This window comes from Actinomycetota bacterium (genome assembly GCA_030682655.1).
Lineage (GTDB): Bacteria > Actinomycetota > Coriobacteriia > Anaerosomatales > JAUXNU01 > JAUXNU01.
The window spans coordinates 22,696-47,887 of sequence record JAUXNU010000187.1 but is presented as its reverse complement, the minus strand read 5'-3'; the positions used below and the strand labels follow the sequence as shown (position 1 = coordinate 47,887).

The 25,192-nt window shown below is 65.7% G+C and carries 26 protein-coding genes; 18 read left to right on the top strand and 8 right to left on the bottom strand.

Annotated features, from left to right (window positions below; genetic code table 11):
- Positions 1-177 precede the first annotated feature (177 nt).
- The 4 genes from Q8K99_12475 (at position 178) to Q8K99_12460 (ending at position 6,324) form a co-directional block, all read left to right on the top strand.
- A complete protein-coding gene (locus Q8K99_12475; GenBank protein ID MDP2183369.1) occupies positions 178-501 on the top strand; it encodes a ferrous iron transport protein A in 324 nt (107 codons plus the stop codon).
- The gene (feoB, locus tag Q8K99_12470; GenBank protein MDP2183368.1) at positions 498-2,378 is read left to right on the top strand and encodes a ferrous iron transport protein B; all 1,881 of its coding nucleotides are present in this window, start codon (positions 498-500) and stop codon (positions 2,376-2,378) included. Before Q8K99_12475 ends, feoB begins: the two co-directional genes overlap by 4 nt.
- Positions 2,379-2,765: 387 nt before the next feature.
- Positions 2,766-3,293 carry a hypothetical protein gene (locus Q8K99_12465; protein MDP2183367.1) on the top strand — a complete coding sequence of 176 codons (528 nt, stop codon included), beginning with the start codon at positions 2,766-2,768 and terminating at the stop codon, positions 3,291-3,293.
- Positions 3,294-3,405: 112 nt separating this feature from the next.
- Positions 3,406-6,324, top strand: a complete 2,919-nt coding sequence (locus tag Q8K99_12460; protein MDP2183366.1) for a helicase C-terminal domain-containing protein — start codon at positions 3,406-3,408, stop codon at positions 6,322-6,324.
- Here Q8K99_12460 and Q8K99_12455 read toward each other — a convergent pair.
- Genes Q8K99_12455 through Q8K99_12445 form a run of 3 tightly spaced genes read right to left on the bottom strand, consistent with a single transcriptional unit; the run spans position 6,321 to position 8,632 of the window.
- The gene (locus Q8K99_12455; protein ID MDP2183365.1) at positions 6,321-6,698 is read right to left on the bottom strand and encodes a tautomerase family protein; all 378 of its coding nucleotides are present in this window, start codon (positions 6,696-6,698) and stop codon (positions 6,321-6,323) included. The genes Q8K99_12460 and Q8K99_12455 overlap by 4 nt on opposite strands.
- A gap of 22 nt (positions 6,699-6,720) precedes the next feature.
- Positions 6,721-7,671: a WYL domain-containing protein gene (locus tag Q8K99_12450; protein MDP2183364.1), complete on the bottom strand. Its 951-nt coding sequence runs from the start codon at positions 7,669-7,671 to the stop codon at positions 6,721-6,723.
- Positions 7,664-8,632, bottom strand: a complete 969-nt coding sequence (locus tag Q8K99_12445; protein ID MDP2183363.1) for a WYL domain-containing protein — start codon at positions 8,630-8,632, stop codon at positions 7,664-7,666. Before Q8K99_12445 ends, Q8K99_12450 begins: the two co-directional genes overlap by 8 nt.
- A gap of 283 nt (positions 8,633-8,915) precedes the next feature.
- Here Q8K99_12445 and Q8K99_12440 point away from each other — a divergent pair, with 283 nt between their 5' ends.
- The 5 genes from Q8K99_12440 to Q8K99_12420 all read left to right on the top strand — a co-directional run bounded on the left by Q8K99_12440 (position 8,916) and on the right by Q8K99_12420 (position 13,665).
- Positions 8,916-10,439, top strand: coding sequence for an ATP-binding protein (locus Q8K99_12440; protein MDP2183362.1), 1,524 nt, complete (start codon positions 8,916-8,918; stop codon positions 10,437-10,439).
- The gene (locus tag Q8K99_12435) at positions 10,436-11,404 is read left to right on the top strand and encodes a hypothetical protein (GenBank protein ID MDP2183361.1); all 969 of its coding nucleotides are present in this window, start codon (positions 10,436-10,438) and stop codon (positions 11,402-11,404) included. The genes Q8K99_12440 and Q8K99_12435 overlap by 4 nt, the downstream gene beginning before the upstream one ends.
- Positions 11,405-11,454: 50 nt before the next feature.
- Complete coding sequence (locus tag Q8K99_12430; GenBank protein MDP2183360.1) at positions 11,455-12,210, top strand: hypothetical protein; 756 nt, start codon at positions 11,455-11,457, stop codon at positions 12,208-12,210.
- 20 nt (positions 12,211-12,230) lie between these two features.
- Positions 12,231-13,070, top strand: coding sequence for a VanW family protein (locus tag Q8K99_12425; GenBank protein MDP2183359.1), 840 nt, complete (start codon positions 12,231-12,233; stop codon positions 13,068-13,070).
- A gap of 226 nt (positions 13,071-13,296) precedes the next feature.
- Positions 13,297-13,665, top strand: coding sequence for a response regulator (locus Q8K99_12420; GenBank protein MDP2183358.1), 369 nt, complete (start codon positions 13,297-13,299; stop codon positions 13,663-13,665).
- Positions 13,666-13,712: 47 nt separating this feature from the next.
- Here the strand turns inward: Q8K99_12420 and Q8K99_12415 are convergent, their stop codons facing one another.
- On the bottom strand, positions 13,713-13,880 hold the full coding sequence (locus tag Q8K99_12415; GenBank protein ID MDP2183357.1) for a Flp family type IVb pilin: 168 nt from the start codon (positions 13,878-13,880) through the stop codon (positions 13,713-13,715).
- Between the two features lie 240 nt (positions 13,881-14,120).
- Here Q8K99_12415 and Q8K99_12410 point away from each other — a divergent pair, with 240 nt between their 5' ends.
- The 3 genes from Q8K99_12410 to Q8K99_12400 all read left to right on the top strand — a co-directional run bounded on the left by Q8K99_12410 (position 14,121) and on the right by Q8K99_12400 (position 16,439).
- The gene (locus tag Q8K99_12410; GenBank protein MDP2183356.1) at positions 14,121-14,558 is read left to right on the top strand and encodes a hypothetical protein; all 438 of its coding nucleotides are present in this window, start codon (positions 14,121-14,123) and stop codon (positions 14,556-14,558) included.
- A 169-nt stretch (positions 14,559-14,727) separates the two neighbouring features.
- Positions 14,728-15,636: an ABC transporter ATP-binding protein gene (locus Q8K99_12405; GenBank protein ID MDP2183355.1), complete on the top strand. Its 909-nt coding sequence runs from the start codon at positions 14,728-14,730 to the stop codon at positions 15,634-15,636.
- Positions 15,636-16,439 (top strand): ABC transporter permease subunit, encoded by an 804-nt coding sequence (locus Q8K99_12400; GenBank protein ID MDP2183354.1) that lies wholly within the window; start codon positions 15,636-15,638, stop codon positions 16,437-16,439. Before Q8K99_12405 ends, Q8K99_12400 begins: the two co-directional genes overlap by 1 nt.
- Positions 16,440-16,459: 20 nt before the next feature.
- Here the strand turns inward: Q8K99_12400 and Q8K99_12395 are convergent, their stop codons facing one another.
- A complete protein-coding gene (locus tag Q8K99_12395) occupies positions 16,460-17,212 on the bottom strand; it encodes a Crp/Fnr family transcriptional regulator (protein ID MDP2183353.1) in 753 nt (250 codons plus the stop codon).
- 89 nt (positions 17,213-17,301) lie between these two features.
- On the opposite strand from Q8K99_12395, the gene Q8K99_12390 reads away from it, so the two are divergent.
- From Q8K99_12390 to Q8K99_12375, 4 genes are all read left to right on the top strand, one after another.
- Positions 17,302-17,715, top strand: coding sequence for a nitrous oxide-stimulated promoter family protein (locus Q8K99_12390; GenBank protein ID MDP2183352.1), 414 nt, complete (start codon positions 17,302-17,304; stop codon positions 17,713-17,715).
- Positions 17,712-18,101, top strand: coding sequence for a 4Fe-4S binding protein (locus Q8K99_12385; GenBank protein MDP2183351.1), 390 nt, complete (start codon positions 17,712-17,714; stop codon positions 18,099-18,101). Before Q8K99_12390 ends, Q8K99_12385 begins: the two co-directional genes overlap by 4 nt.
- Positions 18,102-18,237: 136 nt before the next feature.
- The gene (gene hcp / locus Q8K99_12380; GenBank protein MDP2183350.1) at positions 18,238-19,884 is read left to right on the top strand and encodes a hydroxylamine reductase; all 1,647 of its coding nucleotides are present in this window, start codon (positions 18,238-18,240) and stop codon (positions 19,882-19,884) included.
- Between the two features lie 2 nt (positions 19,885-19,886).
- Positions 19,887-20,195, top strand: a complete 309-nt coding sequence (locus tag Q8K99_12375) for a hypothetical protein (GenBank protein ID MDP2183349.1) — start codon at positions 19,887-19,889, stop codon at positions 20,193-20,195.
- A gap of 18 nt (positions 20,196-20,213) precedes the next feature.
- Here Q8K99_12375 and Q8K99_12370 read toward each other — a convergent pair whose 3' ends face one another.
- Positions 20,214-20,765, bottom strand: coding sequence for a hypothetical protein (locus Q8K99_12370; protein MDP2183348.1), 552 nt, complete (start codon positions 20,763-20,765; stop codon positions 20,214-20,216).
- 188 nt (positions 20,766-20,953) lie between these two features.
- Here Q8K99_12370 and Q8K99_12365 point away from each other — a divergent pair, with 188 nt between their 5' ends.
- Positions 20,954-21,550 carry a hypothetical protein gene (locus tag Q8K99_12365; GenBank protein MDP2183347.1) on the top strand — a complete coding sequence of 199 codons (597 nt, stop codon included), beginning with the start codon at positions 20,954-20,956 and terminating at the stop codon, positions 21,548-21,550.
- A gap of 97 nt (positions 21,551-21,647) precedes the next feature.
- A complete protein-coding gene (locus Q8K99_12360) occupies positions 21,648-23,426 on the top strand; it encodes a M28 family peptidase (protein ID MDP2183346.1) in 1,779 nt (592 codons plus the stop codon).
- On the opposite strand, the gene Q8K99_12355 is transcribed toward Q8K99_12360, so the two are convergent.
- On the bottom strand, positions 23,423-24,040 hold the full coding sequence (locus Q8K99_12355; protein ID MDP2183345.1) for a hypothetical protein: 618 nt from the start codon (positions 24,038-24,040) through the stop codon (positions 23,423-23,425). The two genes, Q8K99_12360 and Q8K99_12355, sit on opposite strands and share 4 nt — an antisense overlap.
- The gene (gene ccsA, locus Q8K99_12350; GenBank protein MDP2183344.1) at positions 24,025-25,035 is read right to left on the bottom strand and encodes a cytochrome c biogenesis protein CcsA; all 1,011 of its coding nucleotides are present in this window, start codon (positions 25,033-25,035) and stop codon (positions 24,025-24,027) included. Before ccsA ends, Q8K99_12355 begins: the two co-directional genes overlap by 16 nt.
- Between the last annotated feature and the right edge of the window lie 157 nt (positions 25,036-25,192).

Below are 25,192 nucleotides of genomic sequence, written 5' to 3'. Positions count from 1 at the left end.
AAGGTCTAGCGACGGTCGTCGCAGACACGAGCCGCCAGATGCGCCGCCGGTGGGCGCGACGACGGCTCGACCCATCGAAGCGTTGACCACGGCCGGAGTCCTTGGCATGAGAATAGCTTCCACAACATGTAGCGCTTAGTGTAAACTAAGGCCGAGACGGAGCAGAAGGAGTCCGAAATGCTTTTCACAGGCGCACAGATGCGTGGACGCGGGCACGGACGTGTCAGAGACCACCGGCCAGGCGAAGAGATAGCTCTCGACGGAGTCCGTCGGGGCGATGAGGTCGAGATCATCGAGGTTGCCGACGACCACGCGCGGTTGCATGCACTGAGATTCGGCGTCTGCCAGGGCTCCTGCGTCAGGTGCGTCACCCGTATCCCCGCAGGGCCTGTCGTAATCGAGAGTGGGCGCCAGGAGATAGCCATCGGCCGAGGACTTGCGAAACGCATCCGGGTGCGCCAGGTCGGCGCAGCAGACATCCGGAGGGCGAGACTGCAGTGACTTCGTCGGTCGTGGCTCCGCAAACCGCACCCCACTGCCACGGGCCGAACTCGCTGGTCGCCCGGGAGGGCGTTGAGCAGGTCGTGCTCGTCGGCAATCCCAATGTCGGCAAGTCAGTCGTGTTCAACGCCCTTACCGGGCTCTATGTCGACGTGTCGAACTACCCCGGGACAACGGTGGAGCTGACCCGCGGGGTCATTGGTGACCGCGATCTGATCGACACGCCCGGAGTCTACGGGGTCTCTTCCTTCAACGACGAGGAGCGTGTGGCGCGCGATATCATCCTCGATGCGGATATCGTAGTGAACGTGGTGGACGCGGTTCACCCCGAGAGGGACCTCTTTCTCACGCTCCAGCTCGTGGACATGGGCAAGCGGATGGTCGTTGCGCTCAACATGGCCGACGAGGCGCGGGCAAGCGGGGTCGCCATCGACCGTGACCTGCTCGAGGACCTTCTCGGCGTGCCCGTCATCGAGACCGTGGCCGTGAAGGGCGCGGGCATCGAGGCGCTCACGAAGGCGCTAGCTGCTGCGCGCACAGGCCGCGGGGATCTGGAGCTCGAAGAGCAGCTCGTGCTCATGGCTGCGCGTGTGGGGACGCGCGCGGAAGCCCTGCTCGTGCTCGAGAGCGACGAGGTCGTGGCTGTGCGTCACGGTCTTGAGCCCGGCGAGGAGCGCGACGCCATCTACATGCGCAGACGCGATCGTGTCAACGATATCGTCGGGCACGTGCTCACCGAGACGACGCAGGGCGTACGTTTCCCCGCGCGACTGTCCCGCGCCATGATGCACCCCGCGACGGGCCTGCCGCTCCTTGGCCTGCTTCTGTGGGGCATGTATGTGGTCTTGGGTGAATGGGTGGCCGGCGGTCTCGTCGGCGTGCTCGAAGAGACGCTCATGCAGGGCTACTGGGAGCCGCTGGTCCGCAATGTCGTGGGCTCTGTCGCGGCACAAGGGTCGCCAGTCTACACAGTTCTCGCGGGCGAGTTTGGCGTACTCACGATGACTCCGACCTACCTCATCGGCGTGATTCTTCCGTTGGTGACGGGCTTCTACCTCCTCCTGTCCTTCCTCGAGGACTCGGGGTACCTGCCAAGGATAGCCGCGCTGGCTGACCGTTCTCTTACCGCGATCGGTCTCAACGGCCGCGCGGTGATTCCGCTCATCCTCGGACTCGGCTGCGTGACGATGGGAACGCTCACAACACGCATCCTCGGAAGCAAGCGTGAGCGGTTCATCGCGACGGCACTCATGGCGATCGCCGTGCCATGCTCGGCGCAGATCGCCGTTATCGTCGCCCTCATGGCCGGAGTCGGCCCGCTGTATGCCGCCGCGTACTTCGGGACACTCCTTGGCATATTCGCACTGGTGGGAACGGCGCTCGACCGCTTGACGCCAGGCGTGTCGACGGACCTGCTGATCGACCTGCCGAGCCTCCGGACCCCGCGTGCCGAGAACGTCGTTCGCAAGACGGTCACCAAGGTGTGGCACTTCATGCGCGAGGTCGCGATGTTCTTCGTGATCGGCGCACTGCTCATCTCACTGCTTGACGTGACAGGCGCGCTTGCGTGGATACAGAATGCGCTGGTGCCGCTCACGGTGGGTTGGCTCGGTTTGCCGAAGGAGGCGGCCACCGCATTCGTCATGGGCTTCGTGCGTCGCGACTTCGGGGCGGCCGGGTTCTTCTCTATGAGCCTGTCGAGCGCCCAACTTCTCGTGGCCATGGTCACGATCACGCTGTTCGTGCCGTGCATCGCCAGCGTCATGGTCATCGCCAAGGAACGCGGTTGGCGCTACCTCGCCGGGCTGTTTGCGGGCTCCGTCGGTCTTGCGTTCCTCGTGGGCGGCCTGCTCGCGCGCGCGCTGGGGGCGGCATAGATGGCATCGACGACGGCTTGTCCCGCGTGTGGCCTCGCGTCCCCCTCGACCGACGTCAGGTGCCCCCGCTGCAACGCGCTCAAGCTGACCGGATGCACGGGCGCATGCTCGATGTGCCGCGAGTCGTGTGGTCCCCGGCGGCAAGAGCGGAAACCCGCAGCGTAAGGGCAGGATTCTGTGGCGGTGCCAGATCGCATCGATGAGGCGTTTGGCCCGGGCGTGAGGCGGAGCAAGTCCTTGGCGTGGCATTCGCTACGCAGGGTCGCGAGAACCGGTGCGTTGCGTTGCACGTCCTACGGGCTGTACGATGTGCGGGCGCGTAAGCGCCGTTCAGGCAAGCTACTCGAAAGGAAACACCAAATGTCGGCTATCTCACAGAAGCAGATCATGATTCTGCTTGTAGTTGTCGCGGCGCTGCTCGCGGCTATCGTGGGCATTCTCATCTGGCAGAACAACAGCGGCCCCTCGCCGGCGGTGACCTCCACCGACGGCGCGCCTGCTGCCGACGGCTCGGCCAGCGCCACCTCGACCCCCGGCATGCCTCCGGGCGGCACCGCGCCTGCGGTGGACTTCGATCCCAAGACCGCGCCGAAGGTCGCCAAGGACCAGACTCCCGAGGAGTACGTCAAGGCCTACTACCAGCTGTGCTCGGACGGCAAGTACGCCGATGCCTTCAAGCTGCTCCCGACTGCGACCCAGGCCTACTACGGCGACGAGGCGGGCTTCGAGTCTACGCTGAGCGGCTACGGCATCACCGGATTCGAGGTCTCCCCGCAGGTCGAGTCGGGCGACTCCATATCGGTCGTCGGCACGCAGCAGGCCCAGGGCATGGCATTTCCGTACACTTGGGCCTTCGTCAAGGGCGACGACGGTTCGTGGCTGTGCCAGTCCCGTACGATGGGCGGCGGCCAGTAGGTCGACCCCGGCGCACACGCGCCAAACAGCCAGATTCGACGCGCGGCGTCCCGGGAAACCGGGGCGCCGTGTTCTTCCTCGGCCTGTCGTTGTCGCGTGCTAGTCTGTGCGGATGGACAGCGACGCGCTTTCCCGGTTCCTGGTTCCGGGCACCGATTCCGACGTGGCCGAGGAGTACGCGGTCTTCGCTGCGCGCGCCCGTGACACGGTCTTCGGCTTCGAGGAAGAGATCGCGTTCGTAGACATCGAGACCACCGGCTTCGACGTGGAGCGCGACGCGATCATCGAGGTCGCGGCAGCCATCGCGCGAGGCCCCGAGATCGTCGCGCGCTTCTCGACCTTCGTGAACCCGGGCAGGGAGATCCCGCCTGAGATCACCAAGCTGACCGGCATAGACGGCGGCATGGTCGAGGGCGCACCCTCTCCAGAGGCCGCCGCGCTCGACGTCGCCGAGTTCGTGGCCGGTCGCGACATCGTTGCGCACAATGTCGGCTTCGACCGGAAGTTCCTCGAGGCGGCTGCGGGCGCGAGTCGATTCTCCGGCGCGTGGATCGACTCGCTGCAGCTCGCCGTCATCTCGCTGCCACGGTTGCGCAGCCATCGCCTCTCCGACCTCGCGACGGCTTTCGACGCTCCGCTGCCGTCGCACCGGGCCACCGACGATGTCGAGGCCTTGGCGTTCCTGTGGCGCGTGATGCTGTGCGGCCTGGCCGCGCTTCCCGCCGGACTCGCCGCTCGCATCAGCCACCTTGCGCCCAGCGCTGCGTGGCCGCTGCGTCTGGTGATCGCACATATCGCGGCGGGGGCTCGGGCCTCGGCATTCGACCTGAAGGAGTCGAGGCGCCGCACGGTCTCGGCCGATCGCGCCGACGCGCTCTTCGATGCCGAGGAGATCGAGTGCGCGTGCCCGCCGATCGACGAGGTCGTGGCGGAGTTCGCTCTCGAGGGGCTAGCGGGACGCATGTACCCGGAGTTCGAGCGGCGCGACGAGCAGGCGGCTATGGCGACGGCGGTGACCGAGGCGTTCGCGAGCGGGACGCATGCCGCAATCGAGGCGGGCACTGGCGTGGGCAAGTCGATCGCGTACCTGGTACCGGCCGCGCGCTTCGCCCTGCGCAACGGCGTTGGCGTCGGTGTCGCGACCAAGACGAACTCGCTCATGGACCAGCTCATCTACTCGGAGTTGCCCGCGCTGTGCCGCGCGCTGGAGGGCGAGCTGCGCTACGTGTCGCTGAAGGGCTACGAGCACTACGCGTGCCTTCGCAAACTCGAGAGGTTCGCCGCCGAACTCGACGACACCGCTGATGAGATGGCGATCGTGACCGCGGCGGCGTTGCTCACGTGGGTCGCCCAGACTTCGTGGGGCGATCTCGACTCGACAAACATCCACTGGCGGCGCGAAACGAGGGCGGCGCTGGCGGCGTCGATTGCGGACTGCACCCACAAACGCTGTCGCTTCTACCCGCATCTGTGCTACCTGCACGGCGTACGCAGACGCGCCGCAAGCGCACACATCGTGGTAACCAACCACGCCCTGCTCTTCCGCGATGTTGTCGCGTCGGGTGGCATTCTGCCCCCGATACGCCACTGGATAGTGGACGAGGCGCACTCGGCCGAGTCCGAGGCACGCAAGCAGCTCACCTTCGGTGCGAGCCACGTCGAGTTGTCCGCGGCACTCGGCACGCTGGTCTCGAAGGGGCGCGGTGGTCTGCTCGAGAACCTGCGGCGCACGCTCAGGAACCAGCCGGCCGAGCACCAGGACGCGGTCCTTGGCGAGATAGCCAAACTGGAGCACGAAGCGACGACGGGGACCACCCTCGCCGACTCGCTCTTCGACTTCGTGAAGGACCTCGGAGAGACGGTACGTGAAAGCGGCTACGACATGTGCGACCTGCGTGTGACCCGCGAGCTGCGCGAGTCCGGCGCGTGGGGCACCGTCGCAGGTGTGGGAGGCTCGCTTGTTCGCAGGCTCGAAGCCGCTATTGAGCACGGTCGCAAGCTGGTGCTGCTGCTCGAGGCCGAGAGCACGGGCTACACCGACCCTCGGGCCGACCTCATCGGCCTGCTGTCGCGTCTGGCCGACCAGAAGCTGGGGCTCGAGATGGTGCTCGACGGGGAGGCCGACGAGTACGTCTACTCGGCCACGCTCGACCGGCGGCGGAACACCAACCCGGAGAAGCTCGTGGCTTCGCGGCTCGACATAGGCGAGGCGCTTGCCGAGGAGCTGTACCCGCGCACCAAGTCGGTCGTGTTCACGTCGGCGACGATCGCCACCGGCGACGACTTCTCGCACTTCGCCCGAGCGGTGGGGCTTGGCCGGCTGCCCGATGACGCATGGGCGGCGCTGCGACTGGAGTCGAGCTACGACTTCGAACGACAGATGGCGGTGTTCGTCGCCTCCGACCTGCCCGAGCCGCGCGACTCGCAGTACCTGCCGGCCCTCGAGTCACTGCTCGAGCAGGTGCACCTGGCGATGGGCGGCTCCACGCTCACCCTGTTCACCAACCGGCGAGACATGGAGCGCCTGTACCGCGCACTCGAGCCGCGCCTCGATCGCGAGGGCGTGCCGCTGCTCGTGCAGGGTCGCGGCGTGTCGGCCAAGCGGCTTCGGGACGAGTTCATCGCCGATGAGAGCTTGTCGCTCTTTGCCACGAAGTCGTTCTGGGAGGGTTTCGACGCCAAGGGAGATACTCTGCGCTGCGTGGTCGTGCCCAAGCTGCCGTTCGGTCGTCCCACCGATCCGCTGGCCGAGGAGCGCGAAGCGCGCGAGGGTCGTGTGGCCTGGCGTCGCTACACTCTGCCGGAGGCCGTCATCGAGCTGAAGCAGGCCGCAGGCCGACTCATCCGTTCGAGCACCGATGTCGGCTGCCTAGTGGTCGCGGACGTGCGTGTGGTTCGCCAGGCGTATGGCCGCGACTTCATCGAATCGCTGCCCGTGCGCGACATAGAGGTGCTGCCTGCCGAGGAAATCGTGTCCGAGATCGCACGGCGGTTCGGGCGAAGCCAACGGGACGGGATGCGCGGGTCCTAGTGGATCGACGGGCGCACTGTGGCCTCGCCGGGAAGCACGTCCAGGTCTACCGTCGATGCGTCGCAGAAGCCGACGGCCACCTCGCACGGCTTGATACCGGGGTCCTTGGCGAAGTGGTCGCGCAGCGCGGCCACGAGCCCGGTCTTCTGCTCGGGAGTGCGCCCCTCATATAGAAGCACCTCGACATGGGTGAAGAACTCCGTGCGGCATTCGTGCAGGTACACGTCCTCGGCGGGTGTCTCGAGCAGGCGGACCGTCACACGCTGCGAAGGCACGCCGAGTGCCGAGACGACCGCATCGCGCGCGCCTGCGAGCAGGGCACGGCGATACTCGGGCGGCTTGGGGCCGATGATGTCGATGCGAACGAGCGGCATTGTGCCTCCATGCGGTCAGGGGTCAGGGCTTGGTGGCGAGTGCCAGCGCATCGGCTTCGTGGAGGGCGACCTCGCGGACTGCTGCGCGGATCTCGGGCGGGCCGAGGACTTCGACCGCGCCGAGGCGTGCGGCCACCATCCGCGCGATCCAGGCGGTGCCGCCGAAGGGGACTTCGACGGTCGCGGAGTCGCTGTCCGCGGCGATCACGCGGGCGCCAGGCCAGTCGCGGGCGGAGAACTCCTTGGCGGACGCGAAGCGCAAGGTCGCGACTGGGAGACCGTCTGGGACGAACGCCAAGGACGAGGCCTTCGCGTCGCGCGGTCGCTCGAAGTGCTCGTCGGTGGACGATGCGGTGTGGATTCGATCGAGGCGGAAGGTGCGCAGGGCGCCGGCACGGCGGCAACGTGCGGAAACGTACCATGCGCCGCGATCGTTGAGCATCGAGAGCGGCTCGATATCTCGCTCCGTCTCGGTCTCGGAACCGGTCGAGCGGTATGTGATGCGGACGACATCGCCGCGTTCCACGGCCAGCGCGAGCGTGGAGTACACGCCGCCCTGACCCTGGGACACCGCCGAACGCACAAGGTGCGCGAGCTCCTCGGCATCGAAGCCGGTCGATGAGGCGGCCAGAAGCCGGGAGGTGAGCGGGTCGTCGGGAGAGAAACCGGCGGCCTGGAGAGCCGCGGCGAGGGCCCGCGCCTCGCTCGCGGAGAGTCGCACGGCCCGATCGAGCGCCGGCAGCGGGGCCCACACGTGCGCCTCGCCGTCCTCGACGTAGACCGCGATGAGGTCGTCGGGCATGTAGGGGGCGACGCCGCAAAGCGACAGCACCTCGATGTCGTCGGCGATCTCATCCGGAGAGGCGCCGATCAGGGCGGCGAGCCTTGCGAGAGGTATCGACTGGCCGGGGGTGAGATGGCGCAGGAGCGCGAGCAAACGGCGTGCACGATCGGCCGAGGAGCCCCTAGCCATGAAGGCTCGCCACCTCTCGGAGACGTGCTTGCGCGTCCCCGGCAAGGGACGCAGGCGCCTCAAGTGCGATCCCCGGGCCATTCTCGACGACCCAGCGCTGGAGCCGACGGCCGTCGCGAGCCTGGATACTCCAGAGTACCGAGCCGTCCGGCTGCGGAACGAGCCTGCCTTGACCGGCTGCTAGCCCAGGCGCTCGCCAGGCCGTGTCAGATCCGAAGCGTACGGCGGCAGAGACAGAATCGGTGCCGAATTGGAACGGTAGGCGTATATAGGAGCTCACGTCGAAATCGGCCGGACGTTCGAAATCCGGGGACTTGGGGCGCGACGTATTCACGCTCACGTCGGCCATGCGCGCGAGGGCGAACGTGCGTATATCGTCGGCTGCGGTATCACGAGCGACGAGATACCAGCGGCCTTCGCGGGCGAACAGCCCCAGCGGCTCAACCTCCCGGGCAGCGGTGCGCGCGAGGGAGTTCGTGTACGTGAAGGTCACGCGCTTCGACGAGGACAGTGCTATTGCCAGGTCGGCGACGACGCGACCCTGCTGCTCCGGCATCTCGTCGGCGAGACGTGCGCGCGCAGGTGCGCCGGGCGCATCCCCGGCTGTCACGATCTTGGCAAGCGCGAGGCGCAGGTCTGCGGCGAACGGGAACCCGGGGTCCTCGGCCAGCGCTGCTACAGCCGCGCGAACGGCGGCAAACTCCGCCGCGGACAGCTCCACCTCGGCCGAGTACGTTTGGTCGGTGTCGAGCAGATACCGTCCCTCCGGGTCTGCCTGGATTGCCAGGCCCGCTGCGCGCAGCTCGTCCTTGTCGCGTTCGAACATGCGCAGGAAGGCCTCGGCGTCCTGATCGGCAGGGTAGCCCTCGACGTCCGCCCGTACGCGCGCAGCACTCACCGGCTCCCGTGCGGCAGCGAGGTACAGGGCAAGGTTGACGAGTCGTTCTGCGGCGTCTGCCACGGGCATGCTCCCGGTCCGGGTCGTCATCCGATTCTAGCCGAGGAGCCAGTCCCGCATAAGCGGTGAATGCCGCAATGGAGCCAGGAGGAGTCCGGACAGAAGGAAACGAGGCGCGTGGGGGGACGCGCCTCGTTCAAATCGAGCCCGCGGGGTCCGCCCCTGAGGGGGGAGGAGAGGGCGGGTCGCATGGCTCTCAGGGCTACCGAAAGCAATCTGCATGCCAAGGAAAGCGGGTTTCTCGGAAAGTGACGCGATGATATACAGGGATGTGGAGGAACCTCACTTGGGCGACAACAGGGCACAGAACCTTACAGCTGCCGAAGCGCAAGCATCCGAGACGTCCGTTCTCGAACGCACCGCGACCGGGCTTCGTGATGCCCTGGCCGCGACGAGGGTCTACGCGGGCACTCTCGACGGTGTCGTGCTGAGGATTCGAGCGAGCGCGCCTATGGGAAGCGGCATACCCGCACCCGTAGTGGTCGGGGAGATCGAGGGACTTCGCGTGGCGGCGGAGCAGCAGGTCGTGACCCGGATCGAGGGCGCAAGGCCGCCCTTTGATGGACCGGTCGTGCTTGTCATCCCCTGGACTGCCAAGGGCATCACCTACGGCTTGGGAGTCGCGATCTTAGCGGAAGAGGCTGGCATACCCGGCGACGCGGTACTGGCCTTCTTGGGTGCGAAGGTCGGCTCATCGGTAGCGGCACTTCGAGAGTGCGAGCAGCTGGCCCACAGGGTCGCGAGCCTCCAGGGCGCCGACGGCCTGCTCGAGCGGGTGATCGAGCACTCCTCGGAGGCGATCAAGGCCATCGACCTCGACGGGCACGTGCTGCAGTGGAACGGGGGAGCCGAGTACCTGTATGGATGGCCGCTCTCGGAGGTCGTTGGGCGGACGATGCCTCACGTTCCGGAGGACATGCGGCTGCGTGCGATCCAGGACTTGAGGAGCATCGCCTCCGTGGGCCGAGTGGTCTCGCGGCAGTCGGTGGCGCTGCGCCGGGATGGATCCACGTTCATCCAGCAGGTGACCATCATTCCAACGAGCGATGCCGACGGAAATCCGTCCGGGGTGCTGTCGCTTGCCCACCAACTCGATCAGAGAATCGGCCGGGACCGCATGAAGGAGGACTTCGTCTCTGTTGTGTCTCAGGAGCTCAAGGGCCCGCTCACCGCGCTCACCGGGTTCGCCCAGCTGCTCGCTCGCCCCGAGATCCTGGATGACCCTATCCGCCGCTCCCGGACGATCAAGGGTCTGGAGGAGCGTGCGAGCGCGATGGCTAAGCTCGTCGACGAGCTCGTGCTCGTGTCCGAGCTCCACGACAACCGACTTGAGATCGAAGTTGAGCCGGTCGACCTCACAGGCATGGTTGCCGATCTTGTAGCACACTTCGAGGACGGAGCGACTTCCCGCCGGTTCGTGATCGACTTCGACTCGAGCCTGGGCGCGCTCCCGCTGGACCGCCGGCGCATGACGCAAGCCCTCACCCACCTGTTGTCCAACGCGGTCAAGTACTCTCATGGTGGGGATGTGGCGGTCACCGTCGGCCCGCGCGACGGCATGGCGACCATCGAAGTGAGCGATGTCGGCATCGGGATCGAGCCCGCCGAACTGCCGAACGTCTTCGAGCCGTTCTACCGGACGGACATGGGCATCAATAGAGAGTATCCGGGCGCCGGCATCGGGCTCTACCTCACAAGGATGATCGTGGAGGCTCACGGCGGTTCGGTGAGCGCAGCAAGCACGCCGGGACACGGCAGCACATTCACCATCAGTCTGCCGCTTGCCCACTACAAGGGAGGACCAGCATGACCGAGGAGACTACCCAGGAAGCGGCTCCGCAGCAGCCCGCCGAGCAGCCCCGCCCGAAGCGTCGGAGTCGCCGTCGCTGGCTGGTGTGGGGCCTCATCGTGCTCGCGCTCGTCGTCCTTGGCGTGGGAGGGATGATAGGGTACCGGACGCTCACCGCGCGCGGCGAGGCCGACAGCAAGCTGGCCGAGGCGACGAAGCTGGTGGAGAATGCCGACCAAGTCGTGCTCGACACCGACGAGGTCGTGCGTTCGGAGATCGACGCGGCGAGCGGAGGCCTGGCTTCGCAGCTCGCGACCGACGCCCCGGGCGCGGCGGCGGATCTAGACAGGGCGGTCATGCTCATCGATGAGGCGCTTCCCGATCTGGCCGAGGAGAACCAGCCACGCGCCAGGGCACTTCGGGCCTCGGCGTCTGCGCGCATGGAGATGCTCGAACTCGCGCTGCCGATCCTGAAAGCAACAGTGAAGGCGGCAGGTGCAGTCGGCCCTGCAGCCGAAACCTGGACGCTCATCGTGGATGCGGAGAAACTCTCTGATGACGCCGTCGCGCAGTACAACAAGCTCAACAAGAATGCTGTAGAGAACGCCAAGAAGCTGAGCAAGCAGGCCCAGGACAAGCTGGGCGCCGCGAAGGCGCAGCTCAAGATCGTTCAGGCCGCGCTTCCCGAAGCCGACATGCAGCCCTACATCGACTATGTCGATTCCAAGCTCGCCTCGATAGCGCTTTCGGTCAAGGCTGACGACACGTACCTTGCCGGCAAGACCGCAGAAGCGAACAGCTACAGCGACAAGTTCAACGAAGCCGAGAAGAAACTCGCCGAGCGCGCGAAGAGGCTGCCCGGGCCGCCGTCGGACGTCGTTGCGACCACGTACGACTCGATGGCGGGCGAGGCGACCGACAAGTACTTCGACGCACGGGACAAGGCTGCTGAGGCAGACGCCGACCTCAAGGCATTGACGGACTAGGCCGAGGCTATCCCGGCCGGTGCGGTCGGGCACGACGATGGGAGATGCGCATGGACGCGGAGTTCTGGTCGAGCTGGATCTGGCCGGCCATGACGGCGGCGCTCGGGTTCGTGTACGTCGCGCTGCTCGTCGCGCAGTGGCTAAAGCGTCGCAAGCCGCACCAGCTCATGTGGGCGATCGGATTCCTGTTCTACGCCCTTGCTGCGGTCTTCGAGGCTGTCTCGGAGTACGGCGGCGGGTGGAACGCGACCGTCTATCGTGTCTACATCGTGCTCGCCGCGTCACTCGTCGGGTTCCTTGGCAACGGGACGCTGTACCTGATCACCAAGAAGCGCATCTGGGGCGATGCGTACCTCGCGTTCAACCTGGTGTGTCTGGCGATCTTCCTCTACGGGACGTTCACGACGCAGCTCGTCACCGAGAACCTTGTCGCCGGCATCACGGTCGGCGGCACGGCGCTCGGGGCGAGCGGGTCGTTCCCGCGGCTCATGTCGCTGCCCTTCAACATCCCTGGATCGTTGCTGTTGCTCGGCGGGTCCGCCTGGTCGGTCTTCAAGTTCTGGCCAAAGAAGGCGTATCGCTACCGCGCATGGGCAAACGTGCTGATATTCCTGGGCACGCTGCTCATCGCGGGAGCGGGCTCGATGGCGCGTGTGGGGACGACCGCCGGGCTGTATCCTGCCGAGATGGTTGCCAGCGCGATCCTGCTCGCGGGCTTCCTCATGGCGAGCACGCTTGAGAAGGGCGCGCAGGCGATCAGGGCCCGCAGAGATGGTGAGCGGGGCGCGGATCCGGCTTTGGGCTGACCGAGGCGCCTGGGGGAGTCGTGACCAGAGGGACATTCGGAGCTTCGCAAGTGGACGTGAGGGTCGGGGCGCTGGCAGTCGCGCGGGTTATCCTTGGTCCGTCGGTTCGTCGCGTCCGCCGCGAGATTCACTGGCGTCACCGCGAACTCAACTTCGCCGTCCATCGCGGCTCGAACCCCGGTGGGTACATCATCGCAGGGCACTCGACACCTCTCTACCGTTCGCTGTCTGGACTGGACGAGCGGCTGCAGCGCAACAAGGTCGTGAACCTGCGCATCGCTGCGGAGCGGCTGGACGGAATCGTCCTTGAACCCGGCATGCGGCTTTCGTTCTGGCGGGAGGTCGGGAAACCCTCTCGCCGCCGTGGGTTCGTGGACGGCATGGTTCTCAAACACGGACGTATCGCTGTTGGCGTTGGCGGCGGGCTGTGCCAGATGACCAATCTGCTGTATTGGATGACGTTGCACACACCACTGTCGGTCGTTGAACGCTGGAAGCATAGCTACGATGTGTTTCCGGACGTGGGGCGCACTCAACCGTTCGGCAGCGGGGCAACTTGTGCATGGCCGGTCCTGGATCTGCAGATTCAGAACGACACGCCGGTGCGACATAGGCTGTCCATCAGGCTCACGGAAACGGACCTTGTCGGAGAGTGGACGGCGCCAGCGCCCATACGGCATCGGTTTCGAATCGAGGAGCGAGGACATCGCGTGACTCACGAGGGGCCTGGCGTCCACGTTCGGCACAACGAGCTATGGCGGATCGAGACACATACGGCAGGTGACACCCGGGAGGAGTTGGTAGCCGCGAATAGCGCGCGAATGATGTATGAACCGTTCCTGCCACCAAGCACGGAGTAGATTGTCCCGGGCTCGTGCCGCAGCTGAGTCAGGCAATGCACGGCCCATGTTGAGGCGGCTTCGGTAGCTGCGGACACGGGTATCGAGAATCTGCCGTCCACCGAGGATTCTCGTTCCAAGTTTGTGTCCTCCGGGTGATATGCTGGCGTTACAGTTCTCCTTCATTCACAAGAAGTGAAGGAGCCGGTGGCCATCGTGTCCCGGCGGGAGCATTGGGGGGTGCCCTGTGGCGAAGAAGGTGCTGGTCGTAGATGACGAGCCGGCCATCGCGAACCTGGCGAAAGTCAAACTCACAAACGCTGGCTTCGACGTTGTGACGGCGAATTGTGGCGAGGAGGCGCTCGAGAAGGTGGCGAGCGAGTCCCCGGACGTTGTAGTCCTCGACGTGATGATGCCGGGGATGGACGGCAGGGAGGTCGCGAGTCGACTGAAGGGGAATCCGGAGACCCGGCACATCCCAATCCTCATGCTCACAGCGCTCGGTGTCGGCGAGCAGGCGGTGCCGGGGGCCGCAAACATCGACGAGTACTACACCAAGCCGTTTGAAGGGGCCACCCTGGTCAAGCTCGTTCGTAAGCTCGTGGGCAAGGACTGATGGAGTCGCTTGCATAGCCGATGTTCAGGGCTGACGGGCTTCAACGACTAGAATGCGCCATCGAGCAGACCGAACATCCTCAGGACGTGCTGGCCGATTGTGAGCACGATGCCGGCCACCACGGCACCTATGAGCGACGCCATGATTGCGTACTCGACGGCTGTCGCGCCACGCTCGCTCGCGATAGCGGTTCGAAGCCATCTTCTTGCACGCATGGCCCACGGCTCCTTTCCCAGTGCCACGAAGTCATGTTACCCCGCATCGCAGGTGATACGGGTCGGCACGGCGCGTTTTCAGACCCCTTTCCTACGATTGGACGATGGAGTCCTCCGGTCGACCCCCCTTGACCGCGAACATCCGTTTCATCGGATAGGAGTCGGTTACAGGAATATGCTGACTTGTGGAGCGTTGCGCTTCGGGAGCCACGTACGCGGTCTGGCGCGATTGGAGGGTGCATGGAACACAGCATGGACTTCTGGGGGCGTTGGCTGGTGGCCGCCGCCGTGGTGGTTCTCGCGTTCGGCCTGGTCCTCGTGTTGCTTGCCGGCCCAATGCAGAACGTGTTCGAGTCGCTGTACTTCGCGCCTCGCGGGGCAGCTGCCCTCAACGCTGACGAAGCAGCCTACACGGCTTTCATGGGCGCGGTCATGGGATCGGTCATGGTTGGATGGGCGGTCTTGTTGCTGTTCGTGCTCCACGGCCCGTTTCGCCGGATGGAGACGGCGGCCTGGAACATGATCACCGCATCGCTGATTGCCTGGTTCGTTCCGGACACGGCGTTCTCGCTGTGGTCCGGCTTCTGGCAGAACGCGATCTTGAACGCGGCGATGCTTGTGATCTTTGCGATTCCACTGGGGGCGACGTACGGGCGGTTCCATCGACAACGTGCGTGAGAAGGTTTCGGCAGGACGGCTTCTCTGCCGGGGGATCGACCGGAGGGCGTGCGCGACCGGCCGAGGAGTCAGATCGGGCGTCAGACAATCATTGGCCGACGGGCTATGCTCTGGATGACACCCGGGCGAGCGAACTTGCGACGGCTCGCATCAGAGTGGAGGCAGAACCATGAGCAAGACGGTCATCCGCTGCGACGGGCTGACCAAGTACTATGGCAAGTCTCGTGGCATCGAAGGTCTCTCCTTCGAGGTTCGGCCGGGGCAGGTCTACGGCTTCCTTGGTCCGAACGGCGCGGGGAAGACCACGACCATTCGGTGTCTGCTCTCGATGCTTCGCCCCACCGGGGGCAAGGCGTATCTGTTCGATGAGGAAGTCGGCGTTGACGGTCGCGAGCTTCGCCGCCGCATCGGGTATGTCGCGGGCGACGTCAAGCTGTTCGAGAAGCAGACCGGCCAGTGGATGATCGACTATGTGGCCGGGCTGCGGGGCGGACGCGGTCCGTCGGAGAAGCAGCTTTGCGAGCGCTTGCAGTTCGATCCGAGCCGCAGGGTCACAGAGTTGTCGAAGGGCAACAAGCAGAAGCTGGCCCTCGTCATCGCGCTCATGCACGACCCTGAACTGCTCATTCTCGATGAACCGACCTCAGGCCTCGATCCGCTCAACCAGCAGGTCGTCTTCGATATCGTCGAGGAGCGCACCCGGGCCGGCGCGACCCTCTTCCTCTCGAGCCACATCCTCTCCGAGGTCGAGCGCGTGTGCGAGCGGGTGGCCATCATCCGCGCAGGCGCTGTCGTTGCCGAGGAGTCCGTCGAGACGCTTCTGGACAAGGCGCTCAGGACTGCGGAGGTCACGTACGTCGACCCGGTCCCCGATTCGATGCTCATGGGCATCCCGGGTGCGGTGAGTGCGGAGCGTACGGCGGACAACGTAGTCGTTGCCAAGCTCTCCAGCGATTTGGACGGCGCGCTCCGAAAGCTGCTCGAGCAGCCGATCAAGGACATCCAGATCGAGCACGCCTCGCTCGAGGAGATCTTCCTCGAGTACTACGGCCACATCGAAGGGGAGGTGGGTCAGTGATGAACTGGACGATTCTCAGAGCGTCTCTTCAGCTTCGCCGCGTCTCCCTCATGTGGTATGCGATCGGTCTTGCCGCCTACGGCTGGATGATCGTAGCCTTCTTCCCGCTCATCGAAGCTAACCCCGGCTACATTCAGATGGCCGAGGACGTCTTCACCGAGGAAATGATGGCGGCCTTCGGTGGGGCGGGACTCGAGTTCACTACCCTTGGCGGGTTCCTGAGCATCGAGTATCTGAGTCTTATATGGGTGTTCATCGTGGGCGCGGCGGTCATCACCTTCATCGCGGGCGATCTGGGCGGGGCGGTCGAAGACGGAACGATGGAGGCCACTCTCTCCCAGCCTGTTTCGCGCACTACGGTGGCGCTGACCCGATACCTCGCGATGGTGCTCTACGCGCTGGTACTGAACTTCGTGACGGTTGCCACCATCTACCTACCTGGCTTCCTGCACGACGTCGATATCCCGCTCGATGCGATGGGGCTGCTGTTTGTGGCCGGGATGCTTATCACGCTGGCCATCGGCAGCTTCGCGTTCGCCATTTCGGCGATGTCGTCGGGCAAGGGGCGGACGATAGCTGTCAGCCTGGGCGTGCTCGTTGCGATGTACCTGGCAGACATCCTGGGCAACATCGCCGACAAGGCGGACTGGCTGGTGAACTTCTCCATGTTCCACTACTGGCAGCCCAACAAGGTCATCGACGACCTCGTGCTGGGTACGGGGACGTGGCTCGTCTTTGGCATCGCGACGGTTCTGTTCTTCGCGGTGGGGATGTACGCATTCCGGAAGCGGGACGTCGTGTAGGGAGTTGCGGAAGGACGGCCCTACCCCTCCTCGTAGCCCGATCCCATTCGCGCGAGGGCTCCCACGTCATACACCACGACCACGCGTCCCTGCACGTCGAGAACGTCATCGTCGCGCAGCCGCGCGAGCGCGCGCGAAAGCGTCTCGGGCACCGTGCCTAGGGCGGCGGCCAACTCGCTCTTCGTCATCCCGAGGTCCACGCGGAGGCCTTCGGGCGTGGTCTCGCCCACCGCGAGCGCCCGCTGGAACAGGTAGCGCGCGAGGCGCGACGGCACATCAAGCGCGAGAGTCTGCACGACGGCAGTGAAGTTGACGACCTTGCTTGCGAGCATCGCCACCAGCGTCCGGGCGACAGTGGGCTCCTCGGCCAGGAGGGCGTAGAGCGACTCGCGCGGCATCCACGCAATGGTGCCCGCTGTCGTGGCCTCGATGTTGGCGGGGAAACGTCCACCGCCGAGTGCGGCGACCGCGGCCGGGGCGTCACCGGTGCCGAGTTCCTCGAAGGTGATCTGCTTGCCGTCGGCGCCGAGGTAGAATACGCGCGCCCGGCCCGACACGAGCACGCCGAAGCCGTCGGCCAGGTCGCCCTCGGCGGCGATCATCTCCCCGCGCTCCATGTCCCGCACGGTCGCAGTGCGGGCGAGCTTCTCGACGCCTCGGTCACTTGCGCCGTGCCAGAGACGACAGGTGCGGAGAGCGGCCCAGAGGTCCGGGCGGATGTCCTTGGGCGCGGGCATGGGCGGCTCCTTGGCGGGAATACGGGCGAAGCTCATCAAGATTCTTCCCGGAATTGACGCACGTCAAGGTGCGGCAGTGAGCGGGTACGTAGTGTGGGTGCAGTCCGGATCGCGAAAGGCGACACATGAGCGAGCGGTTCGCAGAGAAGATGAGGGACCCCGAGGTCGTGAAGGACACGCGACTCCTCGGCGATTTCGCCGTGATCTACTGCAAGGGCAATCACGACGGCGCGCGGCGCGCTCCACTCGCGAGTGAAGGTGCCGTGCTCGGTGTCTATGGTCGCCGGGCGCCAGTCGTCTGCCGAACATGCGCCGAGCTGCTCGACTACGCCGAAAAGCGCCGGGCGTTCTGCCCCAAGGACCCCAAGCCGTTCTGTAGTCACTGCGACACGCACTGCTATCAGCCCGAGATGCGCGAGTTCATGCGTAACGTCATGCGCTACTCGGGACCCCGTTCCGTCCTGCACGGCCATGCGGTCGACTCCGTCAAGCACCTGCTCGAGGGGCGACGCCACAAGAAGCAGGGAGAGACATCATGAGCACCGAGACCATCACCAGGCAGATCGTCCGCATCGACGAGGAACTGTGCAACGGCTGCGGCGTGTGCGTGAGCCCGTGCGCCGAGGGAGCGATCCAGATCGTCGACGGCAAGGCCAAGGTCATCCGCGAGGAACTCTGCGACGGAGCGGGCTTCTGCCTCGGCGTATGCCCGACCGGCGCGCTCACCATCGAGACGCGCGAGACCGTGCCCTTCGACCACGCAGCCGCCGAGCCGATCATCGCCGAGAAGAAGGCGACCTACATCGCACAGCACTGCTACGTGTGCGGGTCTTCCGAGGACGCAGCGCCGCTGCTTCCCGTGCGGTACAAGGGCGACAGCACCTGGGTCTGCATCCGGTGCCTGCCGCAACTGATACACGGGTAGAGCGTGCCGCGGACCTTCGGCCTTTGTCCTCGGACCGCCGCCTCCCGGCGACGGTCCTGCGAAAGGGACGGCCTCCGGCCCACGGCACGCGTCAACCGATGACACAGACCAATCATCGAGACGGAGAGGAACCAAGATGTTCTGCAACCAGTGTGAACAGACCGCAAAGGGCGTCGCCTGCACCGTGTCCGGCGTCTGCGGCAAGAAGCCGGAGACTGCCGCGCTTCAGGATCTGATACTCGACCGCATGATCGCCCTGTCCTTGTGGGCTCAGGCCGCTCGCAAGGGTGGGTTCGTGAGCGACGAGGTCGACACCTTCGCCAGCCGTGCCGTCTTCCACACCGTCACCAACGTGGACTTCGACAACGACATGCTCGCAAGCGTGGTTCGGGAGTTCGACACGCACATTGCCCGCGTTCGTGCCGCCGCCGAAGCCGCCGGGCTCGGCCCCGCGAACACCGACCCGTCGCTCGACTTCGTTCCCGCAGCCGATCTCGATGCCCTCATCGCGCAGGCCGAGGCGATCGGTCACTTCTCGAAGCACTCCGCCATCGACGACATCGCCTCACTCATGCAGGTCACGATCTACGGTGTGAAGGGCATCTGCGCCTACGCCGACCACGCACGTGTCTTTGGCCAGTACGACCCGGCGGTCGAGGGCTTCGTCTACGACGCGTTCGCAGCTCTCGTCGATCCCACGCTCGGGGCAGACGAGTGGGTCGCGCTCGCACTCAAGGCCGGCGAGATCAATCTGCGCACGATGGAGCTGCTCGATGCGGCGCACACGGGAGAGTACGGCCATCCGGTGCCCACCGAGGTCCCGCTCGGTCACCGCGCCGGTCATGCGATCGTCGTCACCGGTCACGACCTGCACGATCTGAAGGAGCTGCTCGAGCAGACGCAGGGCACGGGCATCGACGTCTACACGCATGGCGAGATGCTGCCCGCGCACGGCTATCCGGAACTCAAGAAGTACACGAACTTCTATGGGCACTACGGAACCGCCTGGCAGAACCAGCGCAAGGAGTTCACCGACTTCCCCGGCGCTATCCTGTTCACGACGAACTGCATCCAGGCGCCGGTCGACTCCTACACCGAGAACGTCTTCACGACCGGCAACGTCGGCTGGCCGGGCACGACGCACGTACCGAACGGCGAGTTCGGTCCCGTGATCGAGCGTGCCCTCGCCCTTCCGGGATTCGCCGAGGAGACCGACGGCGGCGCGGTCATGGTCGGGTTCGGCCGCAACGCCGTCCTTGGCGTGGCTCCGACCGTCATCGAGGCCGTGAAGTCCGGCGCGATCAAGCACTTCTTCCTGGTCGGCGGCTGTGACGGCGCCAAGCCGGGCCGCAGCTACTACTCCGATTTCGTCGAGCAGGCGCCGGCCGACACGGTCGTGCTGACGCTCGCGTGCGGCAAGTTCCGCTTCTTTGACAAGCAGCTCGGCGATATCGGCGGCATCCCGCGCTTGCTCGACGTCGGGCAATGCAACGACGCCTACAGCGCCATCAAGATCGCCGTCGCGCTGGCAGACGCGTTCGAAGTGGGAGTGAACGAGCTGCCGCTCTCGATGATCCTGTCGTGGTACGAGCAGAAGGCCGTCGCCATCCTGCTGACACTGCTGCACCTCGGTATCACCGACATCCGCCTCGGGCCAACGCTGCCCGCGTTCATCACTCCGAACGTGCTTCAGGTGCTCGTCGACAACTTCTCGATTCGGCCGATCGCCGAGACCGCTGCCGAGGACCTCGCAGCCATCCTTGGTGACGGGCAGGCCGCGTAGCTATGCGGAAGCGCCGCATACTCATCGGCGGGCTCGCAGTGCTTGCGCTCCTGCTTGCGACGGGCGGCTATCTGTACGCATTCGGCACGCCGCAGGCCCCCAGCGGGCCTGCGGCGGGTGCCGTAGCGTCGGCCGGGGCGATTGCGGCCGACGTGCCCGCGCCGGACCCGAACAGCCCGCTCGCGGTGCAGATTCCCGGTTGCGTGTGCCACAGCGACGATCCCGAGCTGGTGCAGCAGCATGCGACATACCGCATGAATCAGTGCGTCGGCTGCCACGCCGGCGGGATGCCGGAGAACATGGGGCGGTAGGTCTCTAGTCGACCGGGGTCATTCCTTTGGCGACGGCGATGACCTCGGATCTGTCGACTCCCACGGCGAGGACGGCGTAGTTCGTGAAAGTCGCCGGAGATGGAGCCAGGACGACGGTTGCCTCGTTGCCGTACGCGGGGGACTCCCATTGGTACCTCCCCCCTCGATGACGCTTGCGTTCATATCGCCGAAGGTTGCGTCGGTCGATGTTTCCTTGCCAGCATCGCCGCCGAGGTCCCACACCCCTTGCAGCACGAGCAGTCTGTCGTCGCCGCGACCGTAGCTGATCCCGACAAGACCGGCCGCGACCTTCCTCTCGTCCTCCAGGAGGACGAACCCGTCCGGGATGTAGGTGGGCTCGTATACGGTGAAGTTCGCCGTCGACGCAGCGGTCGGATAGAGGTCGCTCGCTGGAGCCGGGGCCTCCACCGTCGGTGTTGTCTCCATCGATGACCCAGTTACCGGCTCGGGCTCAGGTTCAGCCGAGTTTGACGCGCACCCACCGAGGCAGATCGCCAACACGACACCGAGGAGCACTGCGCACGCGCCTGACATACGCCACCGCTTCATCAGGAATCCCCCCATTCCGATGACGCACCCTCTCGATGAGGACAAGCTAGTCCTCTGAGCGTGCGCCTTCAAGGGGTGGGAGCACGCGCGCCTGTCCCTCGTGGTCTAAGCCTCAACTCGGTCGGGCGGCGCGACAAGACTATGGCATCATGGCGACGACACCGGTTTCCCCGCTGAGGAGGACCCACATGGTCGCACACGGTCGCTTCACTGCATCCAGCTACCTGGTTCGTCGCAAGATTCTCAAGCTCGCGGGCGGGGCGTTCCACGTCTACGACACCGGGGGCACCGTCGTTGCCTTCAGCGAGCAGAAGGCCTTCAAGCTCAAGGAAGACATCCGTGTGTTCACGGATGAGTCCAAGACGACCGAGCTGCTGTCCATCCAGGCACGCCAGATCATGGACTTCTCGGCGGCGTACGACGTCACCGACTCCTCGACCGGGGGCGAAAAGATCGGAGCGCTTCGCCGCATGGGCGGGCGTTCGCTCCTGCGCGACGAATGGCAGATTCTCGACGCGAACGACGCTCAGATCGGCACGCTCATCGAGGACAGCATGGGCCTGGCGCTCATACGCCGCTTCCTCTCAGGGCTCGTGCCCCAGCGCTACGACGTGTTCTTCCCGAACGCCGAGGGCACCAAGGTCGCGAACATGGACCAGAACTTCAATCCCTTCGTCTACAAGCTCGCCGTCGACTTCTCGATGGACTCCGGGGGAGTCTTTGATCGTCGGCTCGGCATCGCTGCGGCCATCCTGCTCGCCGCGATCGAGGGGCGCCAGAGCTAGGAGCGCCTGCAAATCTCGGGGCGCGGCTCCTTGGCTAGTGGACTATCATGGAGGGCGAACCAGGAGCGGTCGCAGCGAGCAGCGCACAGGAGGACCGATGGCAGAGGTTGCGCAGCACTTGCAGGAGCTCGCCGGGCGGATAGGGCCGCGTCCGGCAACGACCGACGCCGAGGCACAAGCTGCCGACTATATCGAGGACGTGATGCGCGGCCGCGGACTCGATGTCTCGCGCCAGGATTTCGAATGCCCGCGCACGTACGCATGGGCCTACGTGATCTACCACACGCTCACCATCGCCGCGGCTGTTGCGTCGTACTGGACGGTCGCCATGTGGCCCGCCTTCGCCGTAGCTGCTCTCGTCGCGCTCACTATGTGGATGGACCTCGACACACGTTGGGGGCTGTCGGGTCTTATGCCCAAGGGCCCGAGCCAGAATGTCATCGCGCGTCACGTTCCAAAGGCCCGCCGAGGAGAACGCCTCCGCCGGATCATCGTGGTGGCGCACTACGATTCTGCGCGCTCCTCGCTCGCCTTCTCGCCGGGCATGGTGAAGAACTTTGCAGCCACGTTCGGGCTGATGAAGTGGTGCACGTTCCTCGTGCCGGCGCTCGTTCTTGCCAACGCGCTGCCGTTCACCAATGCCGCCGGCCCCTGGCTGTGGTACGCGACGCTTGCCGCCTCGGCCTACCTGGTGATCCCGCTGCTCATCAACGTGCACCGCGAGCTGTTCATGCGTGCAACCGACGGGGCGAACGACAACGCCTCGGGTGTAGCGGCGCTCCTCGGGATACTCGAGGCCATCGTGCCGGAGGCCGAGGTCGATGTCTTCGGAGTGACGCAGCCCATTCGCACGAAGCCGCTTCCGGAACCGCCCAACGACGATCTCGACGAGGGCGGGCTACTCGCATACTCCCCGGCGGAGACGCCCGAAGAGGTACTCACCGAGCTTCCCGACGATTTCACGTGGGCCGAGACGGCGCCCGCGCAGAAGGGTCAGGCGACCTTCGAGTTCGACACGATCGAGTTCGATGCGGTCAGTCCCGCGAAGGTGGCCGAACGGGGACCCGAGCGTGCGCCTTCGCGGGACGTCTCGCGGGACGAGCCCGACGATGAGGGAGCACCCGCTTCTGGGCCGGATCCGGAACCTCAGCCCGAGCCGGATGCGCCGCACGAGCGCCGCGGCCTGTGGTCTCGCGTGCGCGCCAAGGACCGTGAGCCCGGCGTGAGCGGATGGCTTGGTGTCAACAAGGACTACGACGTTCGCCAGGAGGGTCGCAAGATCGGCAACTGGGACAACTTCGCCGAGGACGAGGACGACGAAGTCGGCTTCAAGGGAGGCTGGGCCGGTGACGACCCGATCGGCGACCCGGACTTCGCCTCCAACGAAGCACAGCGCATTCGCAAGCGCGTGACGGAGTCCTTCGACCGGTCCTTGGCCGAGAAGGAGGTCTGGTTCGTGGCGACCGGCGCCGAGGAGGCCGGCACCTGGGGCATGCGCGCCTTCTTGAGGGAGCATGCCGAGGACTTACGCGGCTCGTTCATCATCAACCTCGACAACATCGGTACCGGGACCCTGTACTGGGTCACGAGCGAGGGAATGGCGCGACGCTACCCGAGCGACAGGCGGCTTGTGAGCACCGCGCGCAAGGTCTCGCGCGATGAGCAGATTCTCGTGAAGGGCCGCGCCTACAAGGGGCTTTCCACCGATGCCACGCCGGCCCTTGCGCGCAAGTTCAAGGCGATGAGTGTGATGGCGTTCGACGTCAACGGGCGGCTGCCGAACTGGCACTGGAAGACCGACACCGTCGAGAACGTGCAGGTCGAGAACATCGAGAACGCCGTGTCACTGGTGACGGGCATCGTCCGCGAGCTCTAGCGAGCGCGTCGCGGCCTCCAGGCGAGACGGTCCGCGTAGAACGACAGCGTTGTGCCACCGAGCGTGAGCGCAGCCGCTGCCCAGAACACCGGCAGCATGAATGTTGAGCGCTGCAGGGCGACCACAACGTACGCGAAGACGATGAAGCCCAGGTGCAGCAGCCCCGATCCCGTCTTGGTGAGTCGGCCCTCGGTGAGATACGAAGGCGCGCGAGCTCCGGCGATCGTCATCGCGACCACGGCGACCTGGATGAGGGCCGCAAGCGCCAGATACGCCGCAAGGCCGGTGGTCGCAGAGCCGGTTGCCACCCCGACCGCGAACCCGGCGCCAAGCATCACGGCCGAGACGGCCACGAGAGCCAGTCGTGAGAAGATCCGCTTCGGCACGCAAAGCCCCATCGCGACCACGAGCAGCACCACCTGCGGTGCTGCTATCGCGTTCATCGTGGCTACGAAGCCGGCGTATCCCGCTTGTTCCCATCCCAACACCGCTTGCTGCGCCCACCACACGTACAGCGTGCCGACAAACGACTGCAGTCCCAGCCCGCCAAGGAGAACCACGGTCGCCACCGTGAGCCAGTAGTCCCAGCCTCGCCGGGCTACGCCGCCACCCATGACGCCACCTCCTTGGCAGGCATCGGGGCGAGGGCGTAGCTGTGAGCTCCGGGCACGATGTAGGTTGCGAGGTAGGTGAGCACGAGCACGACGAAGGAGAGCACCGCAACCGCCGCGACGAGCCGCCACATCCCGCGTCGGCGCAGGTAGAGCCGCGCGTGCAGCAGCGCTGCGTAGAGCAGCCACATCATGATCGACATGTTGACCTTGCCCGACCACCACCACGACTCTCCCTGCCACGACATGATCGCCCACGGGAACCCCAGGAGCATCCCGGCTGTGAGAGGCAGGTACCCGAAGCGCGCCCAGCGGTATGCGGTGGTCTCGAACGCCGAGTACCGCGTGCGGATCATGGCGACGGTCGCCACGAACGACATCACGAAGGCGCCGTAGCTCAGGAACAACAGCGGTGGATGCACCCACATGTACCAGGTGTTGTAGTAGAATTGCCGCGCGCCTTCCATCCCCTCGAATGCCGCCCGCGTGGCCTCGACGTTGCCCGAAGCCGTCGCCTGCAGGTACCCCTGGTACTGGCCAAGGAAGCTCGGCAGCGGCTGTGTGAACGGGTGACTCCATAGGACGGCGCCGGCCACCAGCAGCGCCAGCACGAACGCGCCGCCAGGGAGCAACTCCTTGCGGTGGCGACGGGCGAGCACCAGCATGCATGCGAGCACGAGAGCCCAGACGTACAGCTTCTCGGATTCGATCCACAACGGCGCGGCGACCCGTCCGGTGATCGCGCCGGTGTCGGGGCTCACGACGATCGCGAGTTCGTAGAGACGGTAGTGGAACCACATGAGCGCGCCCTCACCGCCGGCGAGCAGCAGCGCCATCAGTGCGACGGCTCCGGACAGACGGGCGCGGGTCGCGGGAACGACTGCTACGACAGCGAGTGCGATGGCAGCTGCGAGCAGTATCCACTCGATCGGGCGTGTCTGGGACGCGAAGGAACGCACGAGATCGTCGATGAGCGCGTGTGTCCCGGCGGCGTCCACGATCCTCCTTCCAGTTGCGACGCGGCAAGTATACCCGCTTCGTGATGCTGGAACGGGAGCTCGCGGACTCCCCCTCGAGGTCTTCCATTGGCCGAGCCTCAGCTGCCGTCAGCCGTTCGCGCACCAGCTCGAGGCAGGAACGCGTTTGCTGCGCGCA